Annotated in this window: 19 protein-coding genes; 12 read left to right on the top strand and 7 right to left on the bottom strand. The window is 55.2% G+C overall.

Annotation, left to right across the window (positions count from 1 at the left end; translation table 11 throughout):
* Positions 1–23: 23 nt before the first annotated feature.
* The 3 genes from F153LOC_RS08270 to F153LOC_RS08260 all read right to left on the bottom strand — a co-directional run bounded on the left by F153LOC_RS08270 (position 24) and on the right by F153LOC_RS08260 (position 1872).
* Positions 24–920 carry an SDR family oxidoreductase gene (locus tag F153LOC_RS08270; RefSeq protein ID WP_100778925.1) on the bottom strand — a complete coding sequence of 299 codons (897 nt, stop codon included), beginning with the start codon at positions 918–920 and terminating at the stop codon, positions 24–26.
* Between the two features lie 90 nt (positions 921–1010).
* Complete coding sequence (locus tag F153LOC_RS08265; protein WP_100778926.1) at positions 1011–1475, bottom strand: cytoplasmic protein; 465 nt, start codon at positions 1473–1475, stop codon at positions 1011–1013.
* Positions 1468–1872 carry a hypothetical protein gene (locus F153LOC_RS08260; RefSeq protein WP_095283367.1) on the bottom strand — a complete coding sequence of 135 codons (405 nt, stop codon included), beginning with the start codon at positions 1870–1872 and terminating at the stop codon, positions 1468–1470. Before F153LOC_RS08260 ends, F153LOC_RS08265 begins: the two co-directional genes overlap by 8 nt.
* Before the next feature lie 102 nt (positions 1873–1974).
* Between F153LOC_RS08260 and F153LOC_RS08255 the strand changes: the two genes are divergently transcribed.
* The gene (locus tag F153LOC_RS08255) at positions 1975–2478 is read left to right on the top strand and encodes an ESA_00282 family adhesion-associated protein (RefSeq protein WP_100778927.1); all 504 of its coding nucleotides are present in this window, start codon (positions 1975–1977) and stop codon (positions 2476–2478) included.
* 69 nt (positions 2479–2547) lie between these two features.
* On the opposite strand, the gene F153LOC_RS08250 is transcribed toward F153LOC_RS08255, so the two are convergent.
* On the bottom strand, positions 2548–3588 hold the full coding sequence (locus F153LOC_RS08250) for an aldo/keto reductase (RefSeq protein ID WP_102104854.1): 1041 nt from the start codon (positions 3586–3588) through the stop codon (positions 2548–2550).
* Positions 3589–3670: 82 nt separating this feature from the next.
* Between F153LOC_RS08250 and yghX the strand changes: the two genes are divergently transcribed.
* The 3 genes from yghX to F153LOC_RS08235 all read left to right on the top strand — a co-directional run bounded on the left by yghX (position 3671) and on the right by F153LOC_RS08235 (position 6793).
* Entirely contained in the window at positions 3671–4558 is an 888-nt protein-coding gene (gene yghX, locus F153LOC_RS08245; protein ID WP_102104770.1) for a YghX family hydrolase, read from the top strand.
* 211 nt (positions 4559–4769) lie between these two features.
* Positions 4770–6407, top strand: coding sequence for a methyl-accepting chemotaxis protein (locus F153LOC_RS08240; protein ID WP_102104769.1), 1638 nt, complete (start codon positions 4770–4772; stop codon positions 6405–6407).
* A 98-nt stretch (positions 6408–6505) separates the two neighbouring features.
* Positions 6506–6793 carry a DUF2623 family protein gene (locus tag F153LOC_RS08235; RefSeq protein ID WP_095283363.1) on the top strand — a complete coding sequence of 96 codons (288 nt, stop codon included), beginning with the start codon at positions 6506–6508 and terminating at the stop codon, positions 6791–6793.
* Here F153LOC_RS08235 and fucR read toward each other — a convergent pair.
* Positions 6775–7491: an L-fucose operon activator gene (gene fucR, locus F153LOC_RS08230; protein ID WP_100778930.1), complete on the bottom strand. Its 717-nt coding sequence runs from the start codon at positions 7489–7491 to the stop codon at positions 6775–6777. The genes F153LOC_RS08235 and fucR overlap by 19 nt on opposite strands.
* Positions 7488–8471 carry a sensor domain-containing diguanylate cyclase gene (locus tag F153LOC_RS08225; RefSeq protein ID WP_100778931.1) on the bottom strand — a complete coding sequence of 328 codons (984 nt, stop codon included), beginning with the start codon at positions 8469–8471 and terminating at the stop codon, positions 7488–7490. The genes fucR and F153LOC_RS08225 overlap by 4 nt, the downstream gene beginning before the upstream one ends.
* Before the next feature lie 322 nt (positions 8472–8793).
* Here F153LOC_RS08225 and F153LOC_RS08220 point away from each other — a divergent pair, with 322 nt between their 5' ends.
* A complete protein-coding gene (locus tag F153LOC_RS08220; protein WP_102104768.1) occupies positions 8794–9846 on the top strand; it encodes an ABC transporter substrate-binding protein in 1053 nt (350 codons plus the stop codon).
* Complete coding sequence (locus tag F153LOC_RS08215; protein ID WP_102104767.1) at positions 9846–10529, top strand: molybdate ABC transporter substrate-binding protein; 684 nt, start codon at positions 9846–9848, stop codon at positions 10527–10529. Before F153LOC_RS08220 ends, F153LOC_RS08215 begins: the two co-directional genes overlap by 1 nt.
* Before the next feature lie 44 nt (positions 10530–10573).
* On the opposite strand, the gene yghU is transcribed toward F153LOC_RS08215, so the two are convergent.
* Positions 10574–11443 (bottom strand): glutathione-dependent disulfide-bond oxidoreductase, encoded by an 870-nt coding sequence (gene yghU, locus F153LOC_RS08210; RefSeq protein WP_102104766.1) that lies wholly within the window; start codon positions 11441–11443, stop codon positions 10574–10576.
* A 247-nt stretch (positions 11444–11690) separates the two neighbouring features.
* On the opposite strand from yghU, the gene F153LOC_RS08205 reads away from it, so the two are divergent.
* The 6 genes from F153LOC_RS08205 to gss all read left to right on the top strand — a co-directional run bounded on the left by F153LOC_RS08205 (position 11691) and on the right by gss (position 19108).
* Positions 11691–13280: an ABC transporter substrate-binding protein gene (locus F153LOC_RS08205; protein ID WP_100778935.1), complete on the top strand. Its 1590-nt coding sequence runs from the start codon at positions 11691–11693 to the stop codon at positions 13278–13280.
* Positions 13281–13327: 47 nt separating this feature from the next.
* The gene (locus F153LOC_RS08200; protein WP_102104765.1) at positions 13328–14281 is read left to right on the top strand and encodes an ABC transporter permease; all 954 of its coding nucleotides are present in this window, start codon (positions 13328–13330) and stop codon (positions 14279–14281) included.
* 6 nt (positions 14282–14287) lie between these two features.
* Positions 14288–15133, top strand: a complete 846-nt coding sequence (locus tag F153LOC_RS08195; RefSeq protein ID WP_100778937.1) for an ABC transporter permease — start codon at positions 14288–14290, stop codon at positions 15131–15133.
* Positions 15126–16103, top strand: coding sequence for an ABC transporter ATP-binding protein (locus tag F153LOC_RS08190; RefSeq protein ID WP_102104764.1), 978 nt, complete (start codon positions 15126–15128; stop codon positions 16101–16103). Before F153LOC_RS08195 ends, F153LOC_RS08190 begins: the two co-directional genes overlap by 8 nt.
* Entirely contained in the window at positions 16100–17077 is a 978-nt protein-coding gene (locus F153LOC_RS08185) for an ABC transporter ATP-binding protein (RefSeq protein ID WP_102104763.1), read from the top strand. The genes F153LOC_RS08190 and F153LOC_RS08185 overlap by 4 nt, the downstream gene beginning before the upstream one ends.
* A 159-nt stretch (positions 17078–17236) precedes the next feature.
* Complete coding sequence (gene gss / locus F153LOC_RS08180; protein WP_102104762.1) at positions 17237–19108, top strand: bifunctional glutathionylspermidine amidase/synthase; 1872 nt, start codon at positions 17237–17239, stop codon at positions 19106–19108.
* Positions 19109–19504: the final 396 nt, after the last annotated feature.

Below are 19504 nucleotides of genomic sequence, written 5' to 3'. Positions count from 1 at the left end.
CACCTCCGGGCAGACCGACAGCACTATCCTAAATGCTCCCCACCGCACACCCCGTGCACTTCCGCCGTAACGTAGCTCGACTCCTGACTCGCCAGATAGACATACACTCCAGCCAGTTCAGCAGGCTGCCCCGCACGTTTCATCGGCGTCTTCTGACCAAACTGCGGAATTTTCTCCTGCGTCTGGCCGCCAGAAATTTGCAGTGCCGTCCAGATCGGGCCAGGGGCAACCACGTTTACGCGAATGCCTTTCTCTGCCACCTGTTTTGCCAGCCCACGGCTGTAGTTCAGTATCGCCGCTTTCGTCGAGGCGTAATCGAGCAGATGCGGGCTTGGCTGATAGGCCTGAATGGACGAGGTGGTCACGATGCTGGAACCGGCTGGCAGGACGGGAATTGCCTCCTGTGTGATCCAGAAAAGTGCCAGCACGTTCACCGCGTAGGTTTGCGTAAACTGTTCGGTGGTCAAATCGGCAATCTTCTCGACAGCGACCTGTTTACCGGCAACCAGCGCCAGCGTATCCAGCCCGCCCAGCGCTTCGCGGGCTTTATGCACCAGCGAGCGGGCAAAGGACTCATCGCTCAGATCGCCTGGAATCAGCACCGCTTTTCGGCCCGCCTCTTCGATCAGCTGTTTGACCTCCTGGGCGTCCTCTTCTTCCGCAGGCAGATAGTTAATCGCCACGTCAGCGCCTTCACGCGCGTAAGCAATGGCGGCGGCGCGCCCGATACCGGAATCACCCCCAGTCACCAGTGCCTTACGATCCTGGAGCCTGCCGCTACCTTTGTAGCTCTTCTCGCCGCAGTCTGGCACGGGCGTCATCTTCGCTTGCACGCCAGGCGCTGGCTGCTTTTGCTTAGGGTAGTCGCCGGTGTAGTACTGGGTGGTTGGGTCCTGGATATGTGTCTGATGTTTTGACATAAGGCCTCTCCTGTTGGGTGAGTTAGGCCATTAAGTGTAGAAGAGCGAGAGGAGGAGGTTGTCGTATTCGGGGGAATCTGACTGGTGAGGCTATTTCGGCTCAGCAGGCGCGTGGGAAGGGGCGTCCACTTTTGCCGCCAGCGCATCTTCGTCCAGAGCGACGGTCGTGACGTTCGAGGTGTGATAGCCACCGTCAGCCAGTTTGCGCGTCAAACGCAGCGTGGAGGCCTCTCTGGAGAGCAGATGCTGGTAGTTGCTCTCAATGCGGCCCATGATTTTATCTTTCAGTTCGGGCTTGAGGGATATCACTGCGTTAATCATCGCGCCATAAATCTCTTCTTTCACCTGCAACGAGTAGATCTCGCGGCGATTTTCCCACTTCAGGCGAACCAGCGCAGCCGGGATCGATACCATGTCTTGCGCAATGCGGGTCATCTCGTCATTTTTATGTTTTATTAATGCGTCGAGATTTTGCTTTAAGATAAACTCATCGCTTTTATGGTTATCTAAAGTCAAATAAACGTTATTATCTTCAACTTCTTTCACGTTAATCATCCTCTAGTTTATAAAAAATAGGGTTGTTTTTTTCTCGGGTAATTAGATTAAGCCAAATTTCGTTGCCAGCTTCGTTTATTTCTTCGGTTTTTTCAGCCATTATTTGACTTAATGTTTGAGCGTCTATTTCTCCCTCAGCCTGCAGGTCGTTAAGCAGGTGGGCAAAGGCTTCAATCTTCACCACGCGAAATAGCCGATCTTTTATATGGCGGTCATGCTCTTCTAACAGCATATTACGTGATTTACCGGTACGGGTAACACCAATTAATATGTCAGCCTCAAAATCGGATAGTTTTCTTTTTCCCTGAGTGAAATTAGCATTGCTTTCTGCTTCCGCCGATTTAGGGACCACAGAGGCGATGTGGTACCGGACCGGCACAAGATTGTCGGGCAGCATTTTAATATCCTTTAATTTCAACAGGGTAGGTTCAAATAGGGCGTGAGATTCGTTGACAATAACATGAGGCAAATTTAAAATCAAAAAAAATGGAGCCATCCCATGAACAGCATTTTTTATTCTGTCATTACATTGCTATTGCTTACCGCTGGTGTTCTTTTATTGATGCGTGAGTTCAATAAAACGAAAGACTTACAGCAAACTGGCGAGTCATCCCAGCCGATTCCGATGACCAAAGAAGAGGGTGAGGACCATTTCTCACTGCTGATGAATGCGATAACGCCGGTATGGTACTGGCGCGTCAATCATGAATATATCGACTTTCTTCATGCCACAATTAAGCGGATGAAGATGACGGAAATAAACGACAGACCCGGTCTTTTTGAAGCCCAGCGTCGCTGCAGCGATCTGAACTCGGCGGTCTATAAATATTATGACAATATCAAAAAGCGCTGCCTGAATGGTGAGAAGGTCTCGCATTCCGATCTGGACGTGCTGAATTTACGTCAGTGTTTCCGCGAATTCAGTCTGGAAGCCTATCCGGAGCTGGTGGTGCTGGTCTGGCCGGAGTACGAGCGTCCGGTGGTGGATCCTGCTACGGTGTAGGCTAGCAGGCCCGGTGGCGCGACGCTTACCGGGCCATGAGAGGCGACGGAGGGCATCAGGCCGCGTTCTCTATTTATCTGACGATGCCTGCCACAAATTCAACTCTCCATCCGCAACGTGCTGATCAATCCTCTTCAACTCATCGTCGCTAAAGTGCAGATTTTGCAGCGCCTGAATGTTCTCTTCGATCTGCTCAGGGCGGCTGGCACCGATGAGCACAGACGTCACGCGCTCATCTTTTAGCAGCCAGCTCAGGGCCATCTGCGCCATTGACTGCCCGCGCGCCTGCGCCATTTCATTGAGCAGTCGCAGGCTGTTCAGGTTCGCGTCGGTCAGCATCTTCTCCGTCAACCCGCGCACCTTTTTGCCTTCACGCTGCATACGCGAACCATCCGGAATACCGTTCAGGTATTTGCCCGTCAGCAGCCCCTGCGCCAGCGGTGTAAAAGCAATACAGCCGGTGCCGTTTGCCACGAGGGTATCCAGCAGGCCGCTTTTATCCACCCAACGGTTTAACAGGTTGTAGGACGGCTGATGGATCAGTAGTGGAATTTTCCACTCGCGCAGCAGTTCAGTCATTTTCTGCGTGCGTTCCGGCGAGTAAGAGGAAATCCCCACGTAGAGCGCTTTCCCGCTCTGAACAGCCTGTGCCAGCGCGGCGGCGGTCTCTTCCATCGGCGTGTTTTCGTCAACGCGGTGGGAATAGAAAATATCGACATACTCTACGCCCATGCGTTTCAGGCTCTGGTCGAGACTGGCGAGCAGATACTTCCGCGAACCGCCAGACCCGTACGGGCCAGGCCACATGTCGTACCCGGCTTTGGTGGAGATAATCAGTTCATCGCGATACGCGGCAAAATCCTCGCGCAGCAGACGACCAAAATTCTCTTCCGCGCTGCCCGGAGGCGGGCCGTAGTTATTCGCGAGATCAAAATGGGTAATACCTGAATCAAAGGCTTTGCGCAGCAGTGCGCGCTGGCTGTCCAGCGCCTGAACGTGACCAAAGCTGTGCCACAATCCAAGTGATAGCGCTGGCAAACGCAGGCCGCTCTTCCCGCAGTAACGGTACTGCATGGTGTCGTAGCGGCTTGAAGTAGGGGTCCAGGACATGATATCTCCTTTTTTAGTGATGAATTTTCGAAACAGTGTTTTCATTCTATCCTTATAAAATCACAATTCCTGGAGATATGCGATGACCCGGCTGACCGCGAAAGATTTTCCGCAAGAATTGCTCGATTACTATGACTATTACGCCCACGGCAAAATAACCAAACGCGAGTTTCTCAATCTTGCGGCGCGCTACGCGGCAGGCGGTGTCACGGCGCTGGCGTTATTCAATATGCTCAAACCGAATTACGCCCTTGCTGAACAGGTGAAATTTACCGATCCCGATATTTTGCCGGAATACATCCACTACCCTTCACCCAACGGACACGGTGAAGTGCGGGGTTATCTGGTGAAGCCTGCGAAGACGACGGGAAAAGTGCCGGCGGTGGTCGTGGTCCATGAAAACCGCGGTTTAAATCCGTATATCGAAGACGTGGCTCGCCGTGTGGCGAAAGCGGGATATATTGCGCTGGCACCGGATGGATTAAGTTCCGTCGGCGGATATCCAGGGAATGATGAAGAGGGGAAGGTGCTGCAGCAGAAAGTGGACCCCACCAAATTAATGAACGATTTCTTTGCCGCCGTGGAGTTTATGAAAAAACATCCCGATGCGACGGGCAACGTGGGGATTACCGGATTTTGCTACGGCGGCGGCGTCTCGAATGCCGCCGCGGTGGCCTATCCGGAGCTGGAGTGCGCGGTGCCGTTTTATGGCCGCCAGCCCGCCGCGGCGGATGTCCCGAAGATTAAAGCGCCGCTGCTGCTGCACTATGCCGAGCTGGATAAGAACATCAACGAAGGCTGGCCAGCGTACGAAGCCGCCCTGAAAGCGAATAATAAAGTCTATGAAGCCTATATTTACCCCGGCGTAAATCATGGCTTTCATAATGACTCGACCCCACGTTATGACGAGCCCGCAGCGGAACTGGCATGGAAACGGACTCTGGGATGGTTTGAGAAATATTTGAAGTAATATGAATTTAATGTTTCAAAAAAGGGCCGGAAAATTCCGGTCTTTTTCTATTATATTTGCGCGCTAATTATAAGGGTATTAGGCAATACTATTTTTTTAAAAGTTTAGATGTGCAAGTTTTTATAAAAATACTCCTTAAAGTGTAGGCATTGCCGATAACGAAGATAAGACTCGTCTCAAGCGAGTTTTCCCTAACGGCAAGGATACTCTTATGCAAATGCTTCGTAATTTTACTATCCGGTTCGTCATGCTGACGATTCTGGGTATTTTTTGTTTGATGTGGGCAGGGGTTGGGCTTTACAGCACCTGGTCACTTTCCAGGGTCTCAGACGGTAATGACATCGATCGCCAGATCGTGAAACAAATGACTATTTTGAGTCAGGGTAACGATCAATATTTCCGCTTTGTCACGCGCCTCAGCCGCGCAATGGAAGCCAAAGTTGCGGGTGGAAATCCCGATTTAGCCCCCGCGCAGCAGGCGCTGGAGAATATGAGCAAGAAGCTGAACGAGATGAAGGCCATCTCGCCAGGCCCGATGGACGAAAGCGTCTCTGCTGAAGTGATTAGCAGCTGGCAGGCGTTACTGGATCAGGGGATTGCCCTGCAAATGCAGCAGGCGCAACAGGGGACGATCGAGGGATATCGTCAGCAGGCCAACAACGTCACGCCACCGCTGAGCCGCGCTTTCGGTGCCGCGGCGGATAAATTCAACACTTCCGCCGCCAGCACGCTCGACAGTACGCGTGACGTGGTGGACAGCCTGACGAGCATGACGCGCGTTGTGATCATCGTCGCGACGATTATCGGTCTGCTGATCCTCCTCTTTACCGACCGCTACCTGGTGGCGATGCTGGTGAAACCGCTGGATCGCATTCGCGAGCATTTTCGCCAGATTGCGCAGGGCGATCTCAGCCAGCCCATTACGCCATTTGGGCGTAACTGCGTGGGCCGACTGGTGCCTCTGTTAACCGCGATGCAGGACAGCCTGCGCGAAGCGGTCAGCTCGATCCGCTCCGGCAGCGAGAATATCTGGCGCGGAGCCACTGAAATTTCCAGCGGAAACAACGATCTCTCTTCACGCACCGAAGAGCAGGCCGCCGCACTGGAAGAGACCGCCGCGAGCATGGAACAGCTCACCGCCACGGTGAAACTCAACGCCGAAAATGCGCGTCAGGCGAGCCAACTGGCCGATGTTGCCTCCACTACCGCAAGCCGTGGCGGTTCGCTGGTGGATGACGTGGTGACCACCATGAGCGGAATTTCCGCCAGCTCGAAAAAGATTGCCGAGATCACTACCGTCATCAACAGCATCGCGTTCCAGACCAATATTCTGGCACTCAACGCGGCGGTTGAAGCGGCGCGTGCCGGTGAACAGGGCCGGGGATTTGCCGTGGTGGCAGGCGAAGTGCGTAACCTGGCCAGCCGAAGCGCAAATGCGGCGAAGGAGATCGAAGGCCTGATCGCCGATTCCGTTTCACGCGTCGAGCAGGGGTCGAAAATCGTCAGCGATACCGGGACCACCATGGAAGCGATCCTGCGTGCCGTGACCGAAGTGACCACCATCATGAAGCAGATCGCGTCAGCGTCGGAAGAGCAGAGCAAAGGCATTTCCCAGGTCGGTGTGGCGATCACCCAGATGGACGGCGTAACGCAGCAGAACGCCTCGCTGGTGGAGCAGGTTTCCGCCGCCGCCTCGGCGCTGGAACGTCAGACGGAAGAGCTACAACGCTCAGTGCAGAAATTCCGCCTGTCTGCGCAGGAACCGCAAAACGGTGCGCCTGCCGCGTCGCCGAAAGCGCCCGCGCGGGCTAACGCATCGGGTACGCCCGATGAGTGGGTTTCGTTCTGATTCATTCCTAAAGGCCGCCCCGTGCGGCCTTAATTTCCACTAGCCATCGCTCAAAATATCGCTATATAATTTAATATATAGCGATTGAGGGTAAATCAATGGAAAACCATTTTGGCAAAGGGTTGATGGCGGGGATGCGCGCGGCGCAGGCGGATACCGCAAAGAACGTCGCGCATTTCTGCTCTGACTATAAACGGGGATTTGTGCTCGGTTTTTCGCACCGGATGTTTGAGAAAACCGGCGATCGCCAGCTCAGTGCGTGGGAGGCCGGTATCCTGACACGCCGCTACGGGCTGGACCGCGATATGGTGATGGATTTTTTCAAAGAAAATCAGTCGAGTACCACGCTGCGCTACTTTATGGCGGGCTACCGTCTGGAAGGGTGAGCATCGGTAATCATCTGCGTCACCTGCGACAGCGAGCCGATTTTGACTTCGCTCGCACGCTGAAATTTACTCTTATCAATCAATAGCAGCGACTGGCTGGCGCGGCGTAACAGCTGCGTTTTAAAGAGCGCACTGTGCTCGGCCGGGTCCCACATATCACCCTGTTCGTCCACCCCCTCACAGGAAAAGATAAACAGGTCTATCTCCACGCCTTTCAGCAGGGAGATCAGCGCCGGATTGACGTAACAACGATACTTACGGTCCAGCGTGCCGCCGGTGCAGATCAGGGTGATGCGCTCGCGTTTCGCCATTTCGTGGCAGATGGGCAGGCTGTTAGTGAACACCGTCAGGTCGATGTCCGGAAGCTGGCGGGCCAGATGGAAACAGGTCGAGCTGGCGTCGAGGGCAAGAGTCATTCCGCTGCTGACCCAGTCCAGCGCGCGGTGGGCGATATCCACTTTATCGGCGTAATGGCTCTTTAGGCGTGCGCCAAACGGCTCACCGCCGTCGCGGCTGTCCGGGTGAATGGCCCGCGCGCGGCCATGGTGACGCACAATTTTTCCCTGCTGCTGCAGCCCTTTCAAATCGCGGCGAATAGTCTCTTTGCTGACCGCCAGCTGTTCTGCCAGCGCGTCGGTGGTCAGCCCGTCGCAGTCGCTCAGTAGCTGGATAATGCTCTGCTGGCGGCTGGCCTTCACGCGTCTGTTCCGGTACGGGAAATCGAGATAAGCGTGGAGCCGATCGCCACGCCGTTCTTTCCGGTGTGTTTGATCTGGTACATCGACTGATCGGCGCGGCGCAGGGCGTTTACGAAATCATCCTGCGGCTGAACCTCATCTATCCCAATCGACGCCCCCACCTGCGCCTGGCCATTATCCAGCTCGAAAGGGGTCAGCGCCGCGCGCAAACAGCTGTGCGCGGTGCTGTTCACCCACAGACTCGAAAGCGGGAAGGGCAACAGCAGAACAAACTCATCGCCGCCCAGACGCCCGACGACAGAACCCTGCGGGCAGGTTTCGCGCAGGCGCTGGCTCAGTTGAATCAGCAGTTCATCGCCGCTGCGATGGCCAAAGGTGTCGTTAACGGTTTTGAAATCATCCAGATCGATAAAAGCCACGCAGAGCGGACCCTGCTCTTTCAGGGCGCGGAACTGTTTGATCAGCGCATGACGATTGGCAAGGCCGGTCAGCGGATCGTGGTTCGCCAGCAGCGCGAGCTGCTCCTCGTACTGCTTTTCCTTCGTCATATCAATGTGGGTGCCGGTAACCTTGAGCGGATTCCCGTGCTCATCCCATTCGCTGACACGCCCGCGATCGAGCACCCAACTGACGGTGCCATTTTTATGCTGCATGCGGTGCAGCGCTTCGTAGAACGGGGTTTTGCCGTGGAGATGGTCATAAAACGCATCCAGCACCATCTGTTTATCATCGGCATGAAGGTGCTCGCGCCAGACGTCGAACTGCGCATTCAGCTCTTTCGGCTGGTACCCAAGCATCGAGCCCCAGCGGCGATTGTAGATAATTAACTTCCCACTGGGCACGTCGAGCTGCCACAGACACAGGCCCGTGCCATCCAGCGCAGCGCTGAGCTTACTGCGGGCGTCACGCGCCAGCCTGGCAAGCCGGGCGTTATGCTTTTTCAGATTCTGAATCTGCTGTCGTAGCGCCTGTTCTGACATGGGACGTTTCTTAGGGGAAATAAAAATTATTCTTGCCAGTTTAGCGTCGGTTGTAAATATGCTGTTGAAAAAAGAGCGTGATTTGCAATAAGTACATCTGTTTTCTTTTAAGAAAATAGGGGTGAAATAATTTTTCGCAGCGGATTATTTTTTCACTCGCGCCCTTTGCATTTTATTTGCAAAAGACAAAACCGGTCCGGGAATTATTTAATGCCGGGGGTGTTCATTTTTTCATGGCAATAATGCCTACCCACAAAGCAGGCGAAGATCTGCGTCACAAATCGTTATATAATCCTGTGCATAACGAAAGTGCGAGGGCATTATGAACAATCGATTTTGGCAGGCAGTTACCTTTAGTTTACTGATTTTACTCCCGTTATCTTCTGAGGCATCCCGCCAGATAACCGATCAAATTGGCCGCACCGTCACCGTTCCCGATAAGGTCGACCGCGTGGTAGTGCTTCAGCATCAGACGCTGAATTTACTGGTGCAAATGAACGCGACCGACAAAATTGTCGGCGTGATGGCGAACTGGAAACAGCAGCTTGGCGAGGGCTACGCCCGCCTGGCACCTGAGCTGAACCAGAAAGCGACGCTCGGCGATCTCACCCATGTGGACCCGGAAAAACTGATCGCTCTGCATCCGCAGGTGGTGTTTGTCACCAACTACGCGCCGCAGGAGATGATCGACAAAATCAGCAGCCTGGGTATCCCGGTGATCGCCATCTCCCTGCGCCACGACGCGTCTGGCGAAAAAGCGAAGCTGAACCCAACTATCGCCGACGAAGAAAAAGCCTACGATCAGGGGCTGCGGGAGGGGATCACCCTGATCGGTGAGATCGTCAACAAACCGCAGGAAGCCAAAGATCTGATCGCCGCCACCGATAAAGGGCGCAAGATGGTCAGCGACCGTCTGAAGGATATCCCTGCAGAGAAACGTATTCGCGCCTATATGGCCAATCCGGAACTGACCACCTACGGTTCGGGGAAATACACCGGTCTGATGATGGCCCATGCGGGCGCAGTCAACGTGGCGGCGGCGACCATTCAGGGTTTTAAAACCGTGGCGATGGAGCAGGTTATCGCCTGGGATCCGCAGGTCATCTTTGTGCAGGATCGCTATCCATCGGTGGTCGATGAAATCAAGGGTTCGGCCCAGTGGCAGGTGATCGACGCCGTGAAAAAACATCGCGTCTACCTGATGCCGGACTACGCCAAAGCCTGGGGCTACCCGATGCCGGAAGCGATGGGCATTGGCGAACTGTGGATGGCGAAAAAACTCTATCCTGAGAAGTTTAAAGACGTTGATATGCGCAAAATCGCCGACGAATGGTATCAGCGTTTCTACCGCACCCATTACCAGGGTATCGACTGATGCGCGTGCTGGCAGCGGGCAGCCTGCGCGGTATATGGCCGCAACTACTGGCCCATTTCCCGCATCCGGTTGAGACGCAGTTTGGTCCGGCCGGATTGCTGCGGGAACGGATTGAAACTGGAGAGCCGTGTGATCTGTTTGCGTCAGCAAATGTCGCCCATCCTCAGGCGTTGCTCATAAAGGGGCTGGCATCTTCCGTGGCGGTATTTGCCCGCAATCAGCTCTGCCTGACAGCGCGCAGCGAGGTGCTTAGCGACGACGATGACTGGTTCTCGTTGCTTACGCGGCCCGATTTGCGCCTCGGCACCTCAACGGCGGGGTGCGATCCCTCCGGCGACTACACCCAGGAGCTGTTCACACGTATGGGCGAGGCGGGCATCCCTGTGCGGGAGCGGGCGATGGCGCTGGTCGGTGGGCACGCGTCTGCTCCGGTTCCGCAGGGAAAACTGGCAGCAGAGTGGATCATTGAAAGTGATCAGGCGGATCTGTTTATCGGCTACGCCAGCTACGCGCCCGCGCTTCGTCAGATTGTCGGCCTGAGCGTGCTGAACATTCCTGCGCCTTTTAACCCGCAAGCGGAATATGCAAGCGCGGTGATGACGCCCCAGGGGCAGGTGCTGGCGGATTATTTACAGTCGGATCAGGCAAAAGCGATATTGCAGCAGGGCGGTTTCGGCGTGTAATTTTGCCCGGTGAGCGCAGCGCCACCGGGCAATCTGTCAGCGCATTACGCCTGACGTTTGTCTTCGGTCTGGGTGTCGAAGTCGCTGGCAGCATGGCGCTCATGCAGCTGTTCGCTCGGCTCGCCAAAGGTACGGTTGACGATGCGGCCGCGTTTCACCGCTGGGCGCTCGGCAACTTCTTTCGCCCAGCGCTGAACGTTCTTGTAACTGCCTGCATCCAGGAACTCGGCGGCGTTGTACACGTTGCCAAGCACCACGTTGCCGAACCATGGCCAGATGGCGATATCGGCGATGCTGTACTCATCTCCCGCGACAAAACGACCGCGCCCCAGCTGCTTATCCAGAACGTCGAGCAGGCGTTTTGATTCCATGGTGAAACGGTCAATCGCGTACTCAATTTTCACTGGTGCATAGTTAAAGAAATGGCCGAAACCGCCGCCAAGGAACGGAGCAGAGCCTTGCAGCCAGAACAGCCAGTTCAGGGTTTCGGTGCGTCCCGCCGGATCTTTTGGCAGGAAGTGACCGAATTTTTCTGCCAGATAAAGCAGGATATTCCCGGATTCAAATACGCGCAGTGGCGGGTTCACAGAGTGGTCACACAGTGCCGGAATTTTCGAGTTTGGGTTCACGTCCACAAACCCGCTGGAGAACTGATCGCCTTCTCCGATGCGGATCAGCCACGCGTCATACTCCGCGCCTGTCACACCAAGCGCCAGCAACTCTTCCAGCATGATCGTCACTTTCTGGCCGTTTGGCGTGCCGAGGGAGTAGAGCTGCAGCGGATGTGCGCCCACTGGCAGCGTTTTCTCGTGCGTTGCGCCAGAAACCGGGCGGTTGATATTGGCGAACGCGCCGCCGTTACTGTTCTGTTTCCATTCCCACACTTTCGGTGGCTGATAGGTGTTGTCTGACATGTTGATCTGCCTTTTTAGTGATGTGTTGAGGCAGTGTAGCAGGAGATTCGTGAACCCTTTAACGTTGCGAGCGCAATTGATTAGGCCCTATTCCTTCTGGCGCTTATATATATCAAATTGGTTATAAGCTTAATCGAAAATCGCATTTTCATTGTTAATGCGCAATATGACAAAGCTGAATATGATGCTCCTGAATAAAAAGAACTTTTCAGTATTTAATATTATTGAGGCAAGGAGTGAGTGAGATATGCGCAAGCTACTGTTATCTGCTGTTCTGGTGTCCATGGCATTGGCCGCAGCGGGCTGTGACGATGCTAAAAAGAATGAAACGGCGAACGCGCCAGCAGCAAAAAGTGATGCGCCAAAAGAGGGTGGCTCGCTCATTATCGGTATCACGTCCGGCGATCCGCTGGCCGTAAACCCACTCTACGCCAGCGACCGTACCACGCTGACCATCATGCAGGCGCTGTACGCGCCGCTCTACAGTTTTAACGACGGCAAAATCGAATGGGGCCTGGCCGAAAGCCTGACGCCGTCCGCCGATAATCTTAGCTATACCCTGACCTTAAAACCGAATCTGAAATGGCAGGACGGCCAGCCGCTGACCGCCTCCGACGTGGTCTTCACCTTTAATAAGCTCCTCGAAGCCAAACAGCACAGCTTCTTCCGCAGCATGTTCACCTACGGCGGTAAGCCTGTCGAAGTGAGTAAAGTCGACGATCGCACCGTGAAGTTCACGTTGCCGCAGGTCAGCGCCGCCTTTACCGGAACGCTGGTGCAGATCTACCCGATTCCGGAACACGTGTTCGCAAAAGAAGCGGATCTGGAAAAGAGCACCAAAAACGATGCGCCGGTAGGTTCCGGTCCGTTCAAGTTTAAAGAGTATCGTGCGGGGCAATATTACGCCCTGACCCGTTTTGACGATTACTGGAACGGCAAAGCGAAGCTCGACTCCGTGACCTATCGCTTTGCCAAAGACAGCAACTCCGCAAACCTAGCGCTGCAAAACGGCGAAATCAATCTGAAGATGGTCGACCCGCAGGACGTCAGCCGCCTGAAGAATACCGGCAAATTTGATTTTGTGGTCTATCCGGAAGGCCGTCTGGCGTACATGACCTTCAACCAGAACGTGCCGGTGATGAAAAGCAAACCGCTTCGTCAGGCGATTGCTTATGCCATCAACAAAGACGAACTGACCCAAACCGCGTTCACCTCGCTGGATTATGCTAAACCGGCCAGCTCGTTCCTGACGCCGGACACGCTTTATCAGACCAACGACGTTGAGCAGTACACGTTCGATCAGCAAAAAGCCAAAGAACTGCTGAAAGCGTCCGGCGCGCCAGCCGATCTCAAGCTGCGCCTGGCCTATGTGAACACCAACAAAACCCAGGAGAGCATGGCGCTCTACATTCAGCAGCAGCTGAAAGGCATTGGCGTGAATGTGGAACTGATGCCGCTCGACTCCAACGCCATGTCCCAGCGCAGCCTGGATATGAACAACACCGCGTGGGAGCTGAACCTCGGCGGTTACATCATGGGCGCGGAGCCGGATGGCTACAAATCCCTGTTCATGAGCAATGAAGCCTACAACTATGCGCACTATAAAAACCCGCAGTTCGACGCCCTGTGGGACAAAGGCGCAGTGGAAACTGACAGCGGCAAACGTGCTGAAATCTACAAGCAAATTCAGCAGACCGTCGCCAACGACATGACCTACTACCCCATCGCCTACACCAATGCGACAGTTGCCGTGGACAAACGCTTTGGCGGGACGCAGGAAGCCGAACCGAAACCGGTTTATATGTTCCAGGACCTTTCAAAAATCTATCAAAAATAAGTCGTTGCCCCGGCCAACTGGTCGGGGTGTTTTTTTAAGGGCATGTCGTGAACACATTACTGACGCGTCGGCTGCTGCAACTGCTGCCGATGCTTTTCTTTATTTCGCTGGTGGCGTTTTTGCTGGTCAAACTCGCGCCCGGCGATCCGGTGGCGGCGTACATCACGCCGAGAATGGCCCCGGAAGATATCGAACGTATCCGCCAGAGCATGGGGCTGGATAAGCCCCTGGTGACGCAATACATTCTGTGGCTGAAAAACGTTTTGCAGGGCGATCTGGGCTATTCGCTGATTTACCATCGCCCGGTGCTGGAGATGATCGGCGAACGCATTCCGGCCACGCTTGGGCTGATGGGCGCGTCGCTGGTGATGGCGATCCTCCTCGCCATTCCGCTGGGGCTGCTCGCAGGCGCGTTCAAACACCGCTGGCTGGATCACATCCTGAACTTATTCGCCTATATCGGTATTTCTGTACCCATTTTCTGGTTCGGTATTCTGCTGATCACCATTTTTGCCGTGCAGCTGAACTGGTTCCCCAGCATGGGGATGCGCACTATCGGTATGGAGGACAACTGGCTCGACGTGGTGCGTCACGGCGTGCTGCCGTGCATTGCGCTGACCTTCTATAACCTCTCCAGCTACGTGCGCTATATCCGCTCGAACACCATTTCGCAGCTCTCCGCTGACTATGTGCAAACCCAGCTGGCGTATGGCGCCACGCGCACCAGTATCCTGTTCCGCCATGTGCTGAAAAACGTACTGTTGCCGGTGATCACCCTGTTTGGCCTGTCGTTTGGCGAGCTGGTCGTAGGGGCCTACGTAACCGAAAGCGTCTTTTCGTGGCCGGGGATGGGGCTGCTGGGTATTCAGTCGATCACCTCGCTGGACTACCCGCTGATCATGGCGATCATCATGCTGTCGTCGATGATGCTGATCGTCGGCAATCTGATCGCCGATCTGCTCTATCGCTTCGCCGATCCCCGTATTCGTACCCTGAGGTAACCCCGGATGAGCAGACGCTGGCAACAAGTTCGCCACCAGCTGCGCCGCAACCGTCCGGCGCAGTTTTCACTCTTTGTTCTCTTTATTTTTATCGTCGCCGCCCTGTGCGCAGGGCTAAGCCCTTACGATCCGGATCAGATGTCCCTTGGCGCGCGCACCCTGCCGCCTGACGCGGCGCACTGGTTTGGCACCGACGAATACGGGCGCGATTACTTCACCCGCGCCCTGTACGGCGGGCAGATCTCCCTGATGGTCGGTTTTCTGGCGATGCTTTTTTCCACGCTGATCGGCACGCTTGTCGGCACCATCAGCGGCTATTTTGGCGGCTGGCTCGATAACCTGATGATGCGCGTCGTCGATATTCTGATGGCCATTCCGGCGTTTTTCCTGCTGCTGGTGGTGAACGCCTACCTCAAGCCGGGCGTGGATAACATCATCCTGATTATCAGCCTGTTGACCTGGATGAGCATGTCGCGCCTGGTGCGTGCTGAAACGCTCAGCGTCAAAGAGCGCGAATATGTTCTGTATGCCCGCGCGTCCGGCGAGCATCCGCTGCGCATTATTCTGCGCCATATTATTCCCGGCGTGCTGCCGACGATTATTGTGGCGGCGACGCTGAATATCGCATCGGCCATTCTGATGGAATCGACCCTCAGTTTCCTGGGGCTGGGCGTGCAGGCGCCCGCTGCATCGTGGGGGAGTATGCTCAACAACGCCCAGTCGTACATCGGCGAAGCCTCCTGGCTGGCGATGTTTCCCGGCATTTTGATTTTGCTGACGGTATTTAGTTTTAACGTGCTCGGCGACGTATTCCGCACCGCCTTTGAGCCGGGAGCGAACCGCGATGAATAACTTATTAGAACTCGATAATCTGCACACTTCGTTTCGCACCCGCGACGGCAACGTACAGGCGGTGCGCGGCGTGAGTTTTCATGTGCAGGCCGGGGAGCTGGTCGGCATCGTCGGCGAATCCGGGTGCGGGAAAAGCGTCACCTGCAAATCGATCATTCAGCTGCTCGGCAGCAACGGCCACATCTCCGGTGGCAGTATTCGCTTTCAGAATGACGATCTGGCGAAGAAGACCCCCGAGCAAATGCGCAAGATCCGTGGCAACGACATTGCGATGATCTTCCAGGACCCGATGACCGCCCTGAACCCGGTGGTGACCATCGGCAGGCAGATGTCGGAGATCCTCATTCGCAACAAAGGTCTGTCTAAAAAGACGGCAAAAGCGGCGGCCATTGCCATGCTCGATCAGGTGGGGATTGCCGAAGCGGAGCGCCGTTACGATCAGTTTCCCCACGAGTTTAGCGGCGGGATGCGCCAGCGCGTGATGATCGCCATTGCGCTCTCCTGCAACCCGAAACTGCTGATCGCCGACGAACCGACAACCGCGCTGGATGTGACCATTCAGGCGCAGATCCTGCGCCTGCTCAAAAGCCTGCAACAGCAGACTCAGACAGCCATTCTGCTGATCACCCACGATCTCGGCGTGGTGGCGCAGGTGTGCAGCCGTGTCGTGGTGATGTACGGCGGGCAGGTGATGGAAGAGGGGAGTGTGGAGGATATTTTTTATCGTCCGGCGCACCCGTACACCCAGGGGTTATTGGCCTCCCTGCCGCGCGCGGACGAGGCAAATCACCGCCTGTCACCTATTGAAGGAACGCCGCCTGGCCTGCTCAATCCGCCGCCGGGCTGCCCGTTTGCCGAGCGCTGTCCGAAACGGATGCCGCAATGTGAGCGACAACCCGCATTTTATTCCGTTGGCGAGGGCCACCGTGCGGCCTGCTGGTTATGGGCTGATAAGGAGGTTCAGGCATGAGCGAGCAAAATGCCCCTTTAGTGAGCGTTCGTGAACTGCGTAAACACTATCCGGTTCAGGGTGGGCTACTGCGCAAAGGCGTGGCGGTGAAAGCGGTCGACGGCGTGAGTTTTGATATTCAGCGCGGAGAAACCTTTGGTCTGGTGGGCGAATCAGGCTGCGGAAAATCGACCCTTGGGCGCGCAATGCTGCGCCTGTTTGATATCACCTCCGGTGAAATTCACTTTGCCGGACAGGAGATTGCGCAGGCCAGCGAAAAGCAGCTTAAGCCGCTGCGTAAAAGAATGCAGGCCATTTTCCAGGACCCGTACTCGTCGCTCAATCCGGGTATGACGGTGCAGCAGCTGGTGGCCGAACCGATGCAGATCCACGGCTACAGCCGCGAGGAGCAGCGGGAACGTACGGAAACCCTGCTCTATAAAGTGGGGCTTAAACAGGAACATCTGCAGCGCTTCCCCCATGAGTTCAGCGGCGGTCAGCGCCAGCGCATCAGCATTGCGCGTGCCCTGTCGGTGCGCCCGGAGTTTGTGCTGTGCGATGAACCGCTCTCGGCGCTGGATGTGTCGGTGCAGGCGCAGGTAGTGAATATTTTGCAGGACCTGCAGCAGGAGCTGGGGCTGACCTATCTGTTTATCGCCCACGATCTGTCGATGGTGCGCCATATCTCCAGCCGTATCGGGGTGATGTACCTCGGAAAGCTGGTGGAAGTGGCCCCGGCGGACGAGCTGTATTCCCATCCGGCGCACCCCTATACGCGCGCGCTGCTGGCCGCCGTTCCGCTGCCCGATCCGCGCATCCGCCATCTTGAGCAGGCAACCCTGCGCGGGGAGATCCCCGGCCCCACGTCGGTGCTTCCCGGCTGTAAATTTTGTAGCCGTTGCCCGCACGTCATGCCGGTTTGCCGCTCGCAGGAGCCCGCCATGCAGGAGATCTCGCCGGGGCATTTTGCGGCGTGTTGGTTATTTAAGGTCTAAGGTGCCGCGAACAACGCCGGGCGGCGCGAAGGCGTGCCCGGCTCGCACTGTGAATTGTCCCTTTATCAGGTGTATGATAAATCCTCTTCTGTCTGATTCATGTCAACACGCAGACGACAACCCTCATCATCTTGCCGCCTGCCTTTTTAGGTTGGATTCATGCGAAATAATGGAAAGCAAAGCAGTGACGCTCCGTTTGGGACGTTGTTAGGTTATGCGCCGGGTGGCGTGGCAATTTACTCCTCGAACTACAGCAGTCTTGACCCGCGCCAGTACCCCGAAGACGCGGAGTTTCGTAGCTATATCGGCAACGAATACATGGGCCACAAATGGCAGTGCGTGGAGTTCGCGCGCCGCTTCCTGTTCCTCAACTACGGCATGGTATTTACCGACGTCGGCATGGCGTGGGAGATCTTCTCCCTGCGCTTCCTGCGCGCCGTGGTGAACGACACCATCCTGCCGCTGCAGGCGTTTGCCAACGGTTCGAAACGCGCGCCAAAAGCCGGTTCGCTGCTCATCTGGCAAAAGGGCGGGGAGTTTCATGAGACCGGCCATGTGGCCGTTATCACTCAGCTGATGGGCGATAAAGTGCGCATTGCCGAGCAGAACGTCCTCCATTCGCCGCTGCCGGTCGGGCAGCAGTGGACGCGCGAGCTGCGCTTGTCCGTCGAAAAAGGCTGCTACACCCTGCACGACACCTTCACGGATACCACTATTCTGGGCTGGATGATCCAGACCGACGACACAGAGCACAGCCTGCCGCAGCCGGAAATCGGCGGTGAACAGCTGAAAATCAGCGGGGCGCGACTGCCCAACAAACGCCAGTTCGACGGGAAATGGCTCAATGAAAAGGATGCCCTGCAGCAGGCTTACGTTCGGGCCAACGGGCATGTGATCAATAAAGATCCCTGCCAGTATTTCACCATCACCGAAAGTGCCGAGCAGGAGCTGATCAAAGCTACCAACGAGCTGCATCTGATGTATCTCCACGCCACCGATAAAGTGCTGAAAGACGACAACTTACTCGCGCTTTTCGACATCCCGAAAATCCTCTGGCCGCGCCTGCGCCTCTCCTGGCAGTGGCGTCGTCACCATATGATCACCGGTCGTATGGATTTTTGTATGGATGAGCGCGGGCTGAAGGTGTACGAGTACAACGCCGATTCCGCCTCCTGCCATACGGAAGGCGGTTTGATCCTTGAAGAGTGGGTAAAAAATGGCTATCGCGGCACCGGGCATAACCCGGCGGAAGGCTTGCTCGAAGAGCTGACCGGCGCGTGGAAACACAGCCACGCGCGCCCGTTCGTGCATATCATGCAGGACAACGATATCGAAGAGGATTATCACGCGCTCTTTATCCAGCGCTCGCTGATGCAGGCCGGTTTTGACACCAAAATTCTGCACGGTCTGGAAGCGCTAAGCTGGGATGCGGCAGGGCAGCTTATCGATGACGAAGGTCGCGCGGTGAACTGTGTGTGGAAAACCTGGGCGTGGGAAACGGCGATCGAGCAGGTGCGTGAAGTGAGCGAAACCGAATACGCCGCTGTGCCGATTCGCACCGGTCATCCCCAGCAAGAGGTGCGTTTAATTGACGTGCTGCTGCGCCCGGAAGTGCTGGTATTTGAACCGCTGTGGACCGTGATCCCCGGCAACAAAGCGATTCTGCCGGTGCTGTGGCAGCTGTTCCCGAACCACCGTTATCTGCTGGATACGGATTTCGAGGTCAACGAACTGCTCACCAGAACCGGCTATGCGGTGAAACCTATCGCCGGTCGCTGCGGCAGCAATATCGATCTGATCAGCGCCGAAGAGGAGCTGCTGGATAAATCCAGCGGTAAATTTACGGATCGTAAAAATATCTACCAGCAGCTGTGGTGCCTGCCGAAAGTGGACGGGAAATACATCCAGGTCTGCACCTTTACCGTCGGTGGCAACTACGGCGGCACCTGCCTGCGCGGGGATGATTCGCTGGTGATCAAGAAAGAGAGCGATATCGAGCCGTTGATTGTGGAGAAGGATAAGGAGAGCTAATCCGGCACAACGCGCGTCGAAACGGTAAAACCCGCAGATTCCCCTGCGGGTTTTTTATTGCCGTTTTAGGGCTGATGCCATCGATTGATGAATAAACGTAATGAGTTATCCTGAATGTGCTAATAATTCACCTGTTATATTGTTATTGTTCTGTTTATTTTTTCACATTTAGATTGAATGACTGCTTATAAAGAAATTACTGGTGTTAAATGCCAATTATTAACAATTGATGGCGCAGTATCCTGTTTCTTAAGGGATTATTTTTTCTTTGTTGTTTAAATAATAACCACGGCACTAAAACTGACATTTCTTTGAAAATCTTTGTGTCATATTCATTGAGAAATAAACGCAAAAATGTACAGGTAGGTATTTTAAATATTTTCTTAAATAACAATG

The sequence above is a fragment of the Lelliottia sp. F153 genome, from assembly GCF_002870005.1.
Taxonomy (GTDB): domain Bacteria; phylum Pseudomonadota; class Gammaproteobacteria; order Enterobacterales; family Enterobacteriaceae; genus Enterobacter; species Enterobacter nimipressuralis.
Note: the sequence above shows the minus strand (reverse complement) of the source record. Positions and strands in the feature narration are given on the sequence as shown.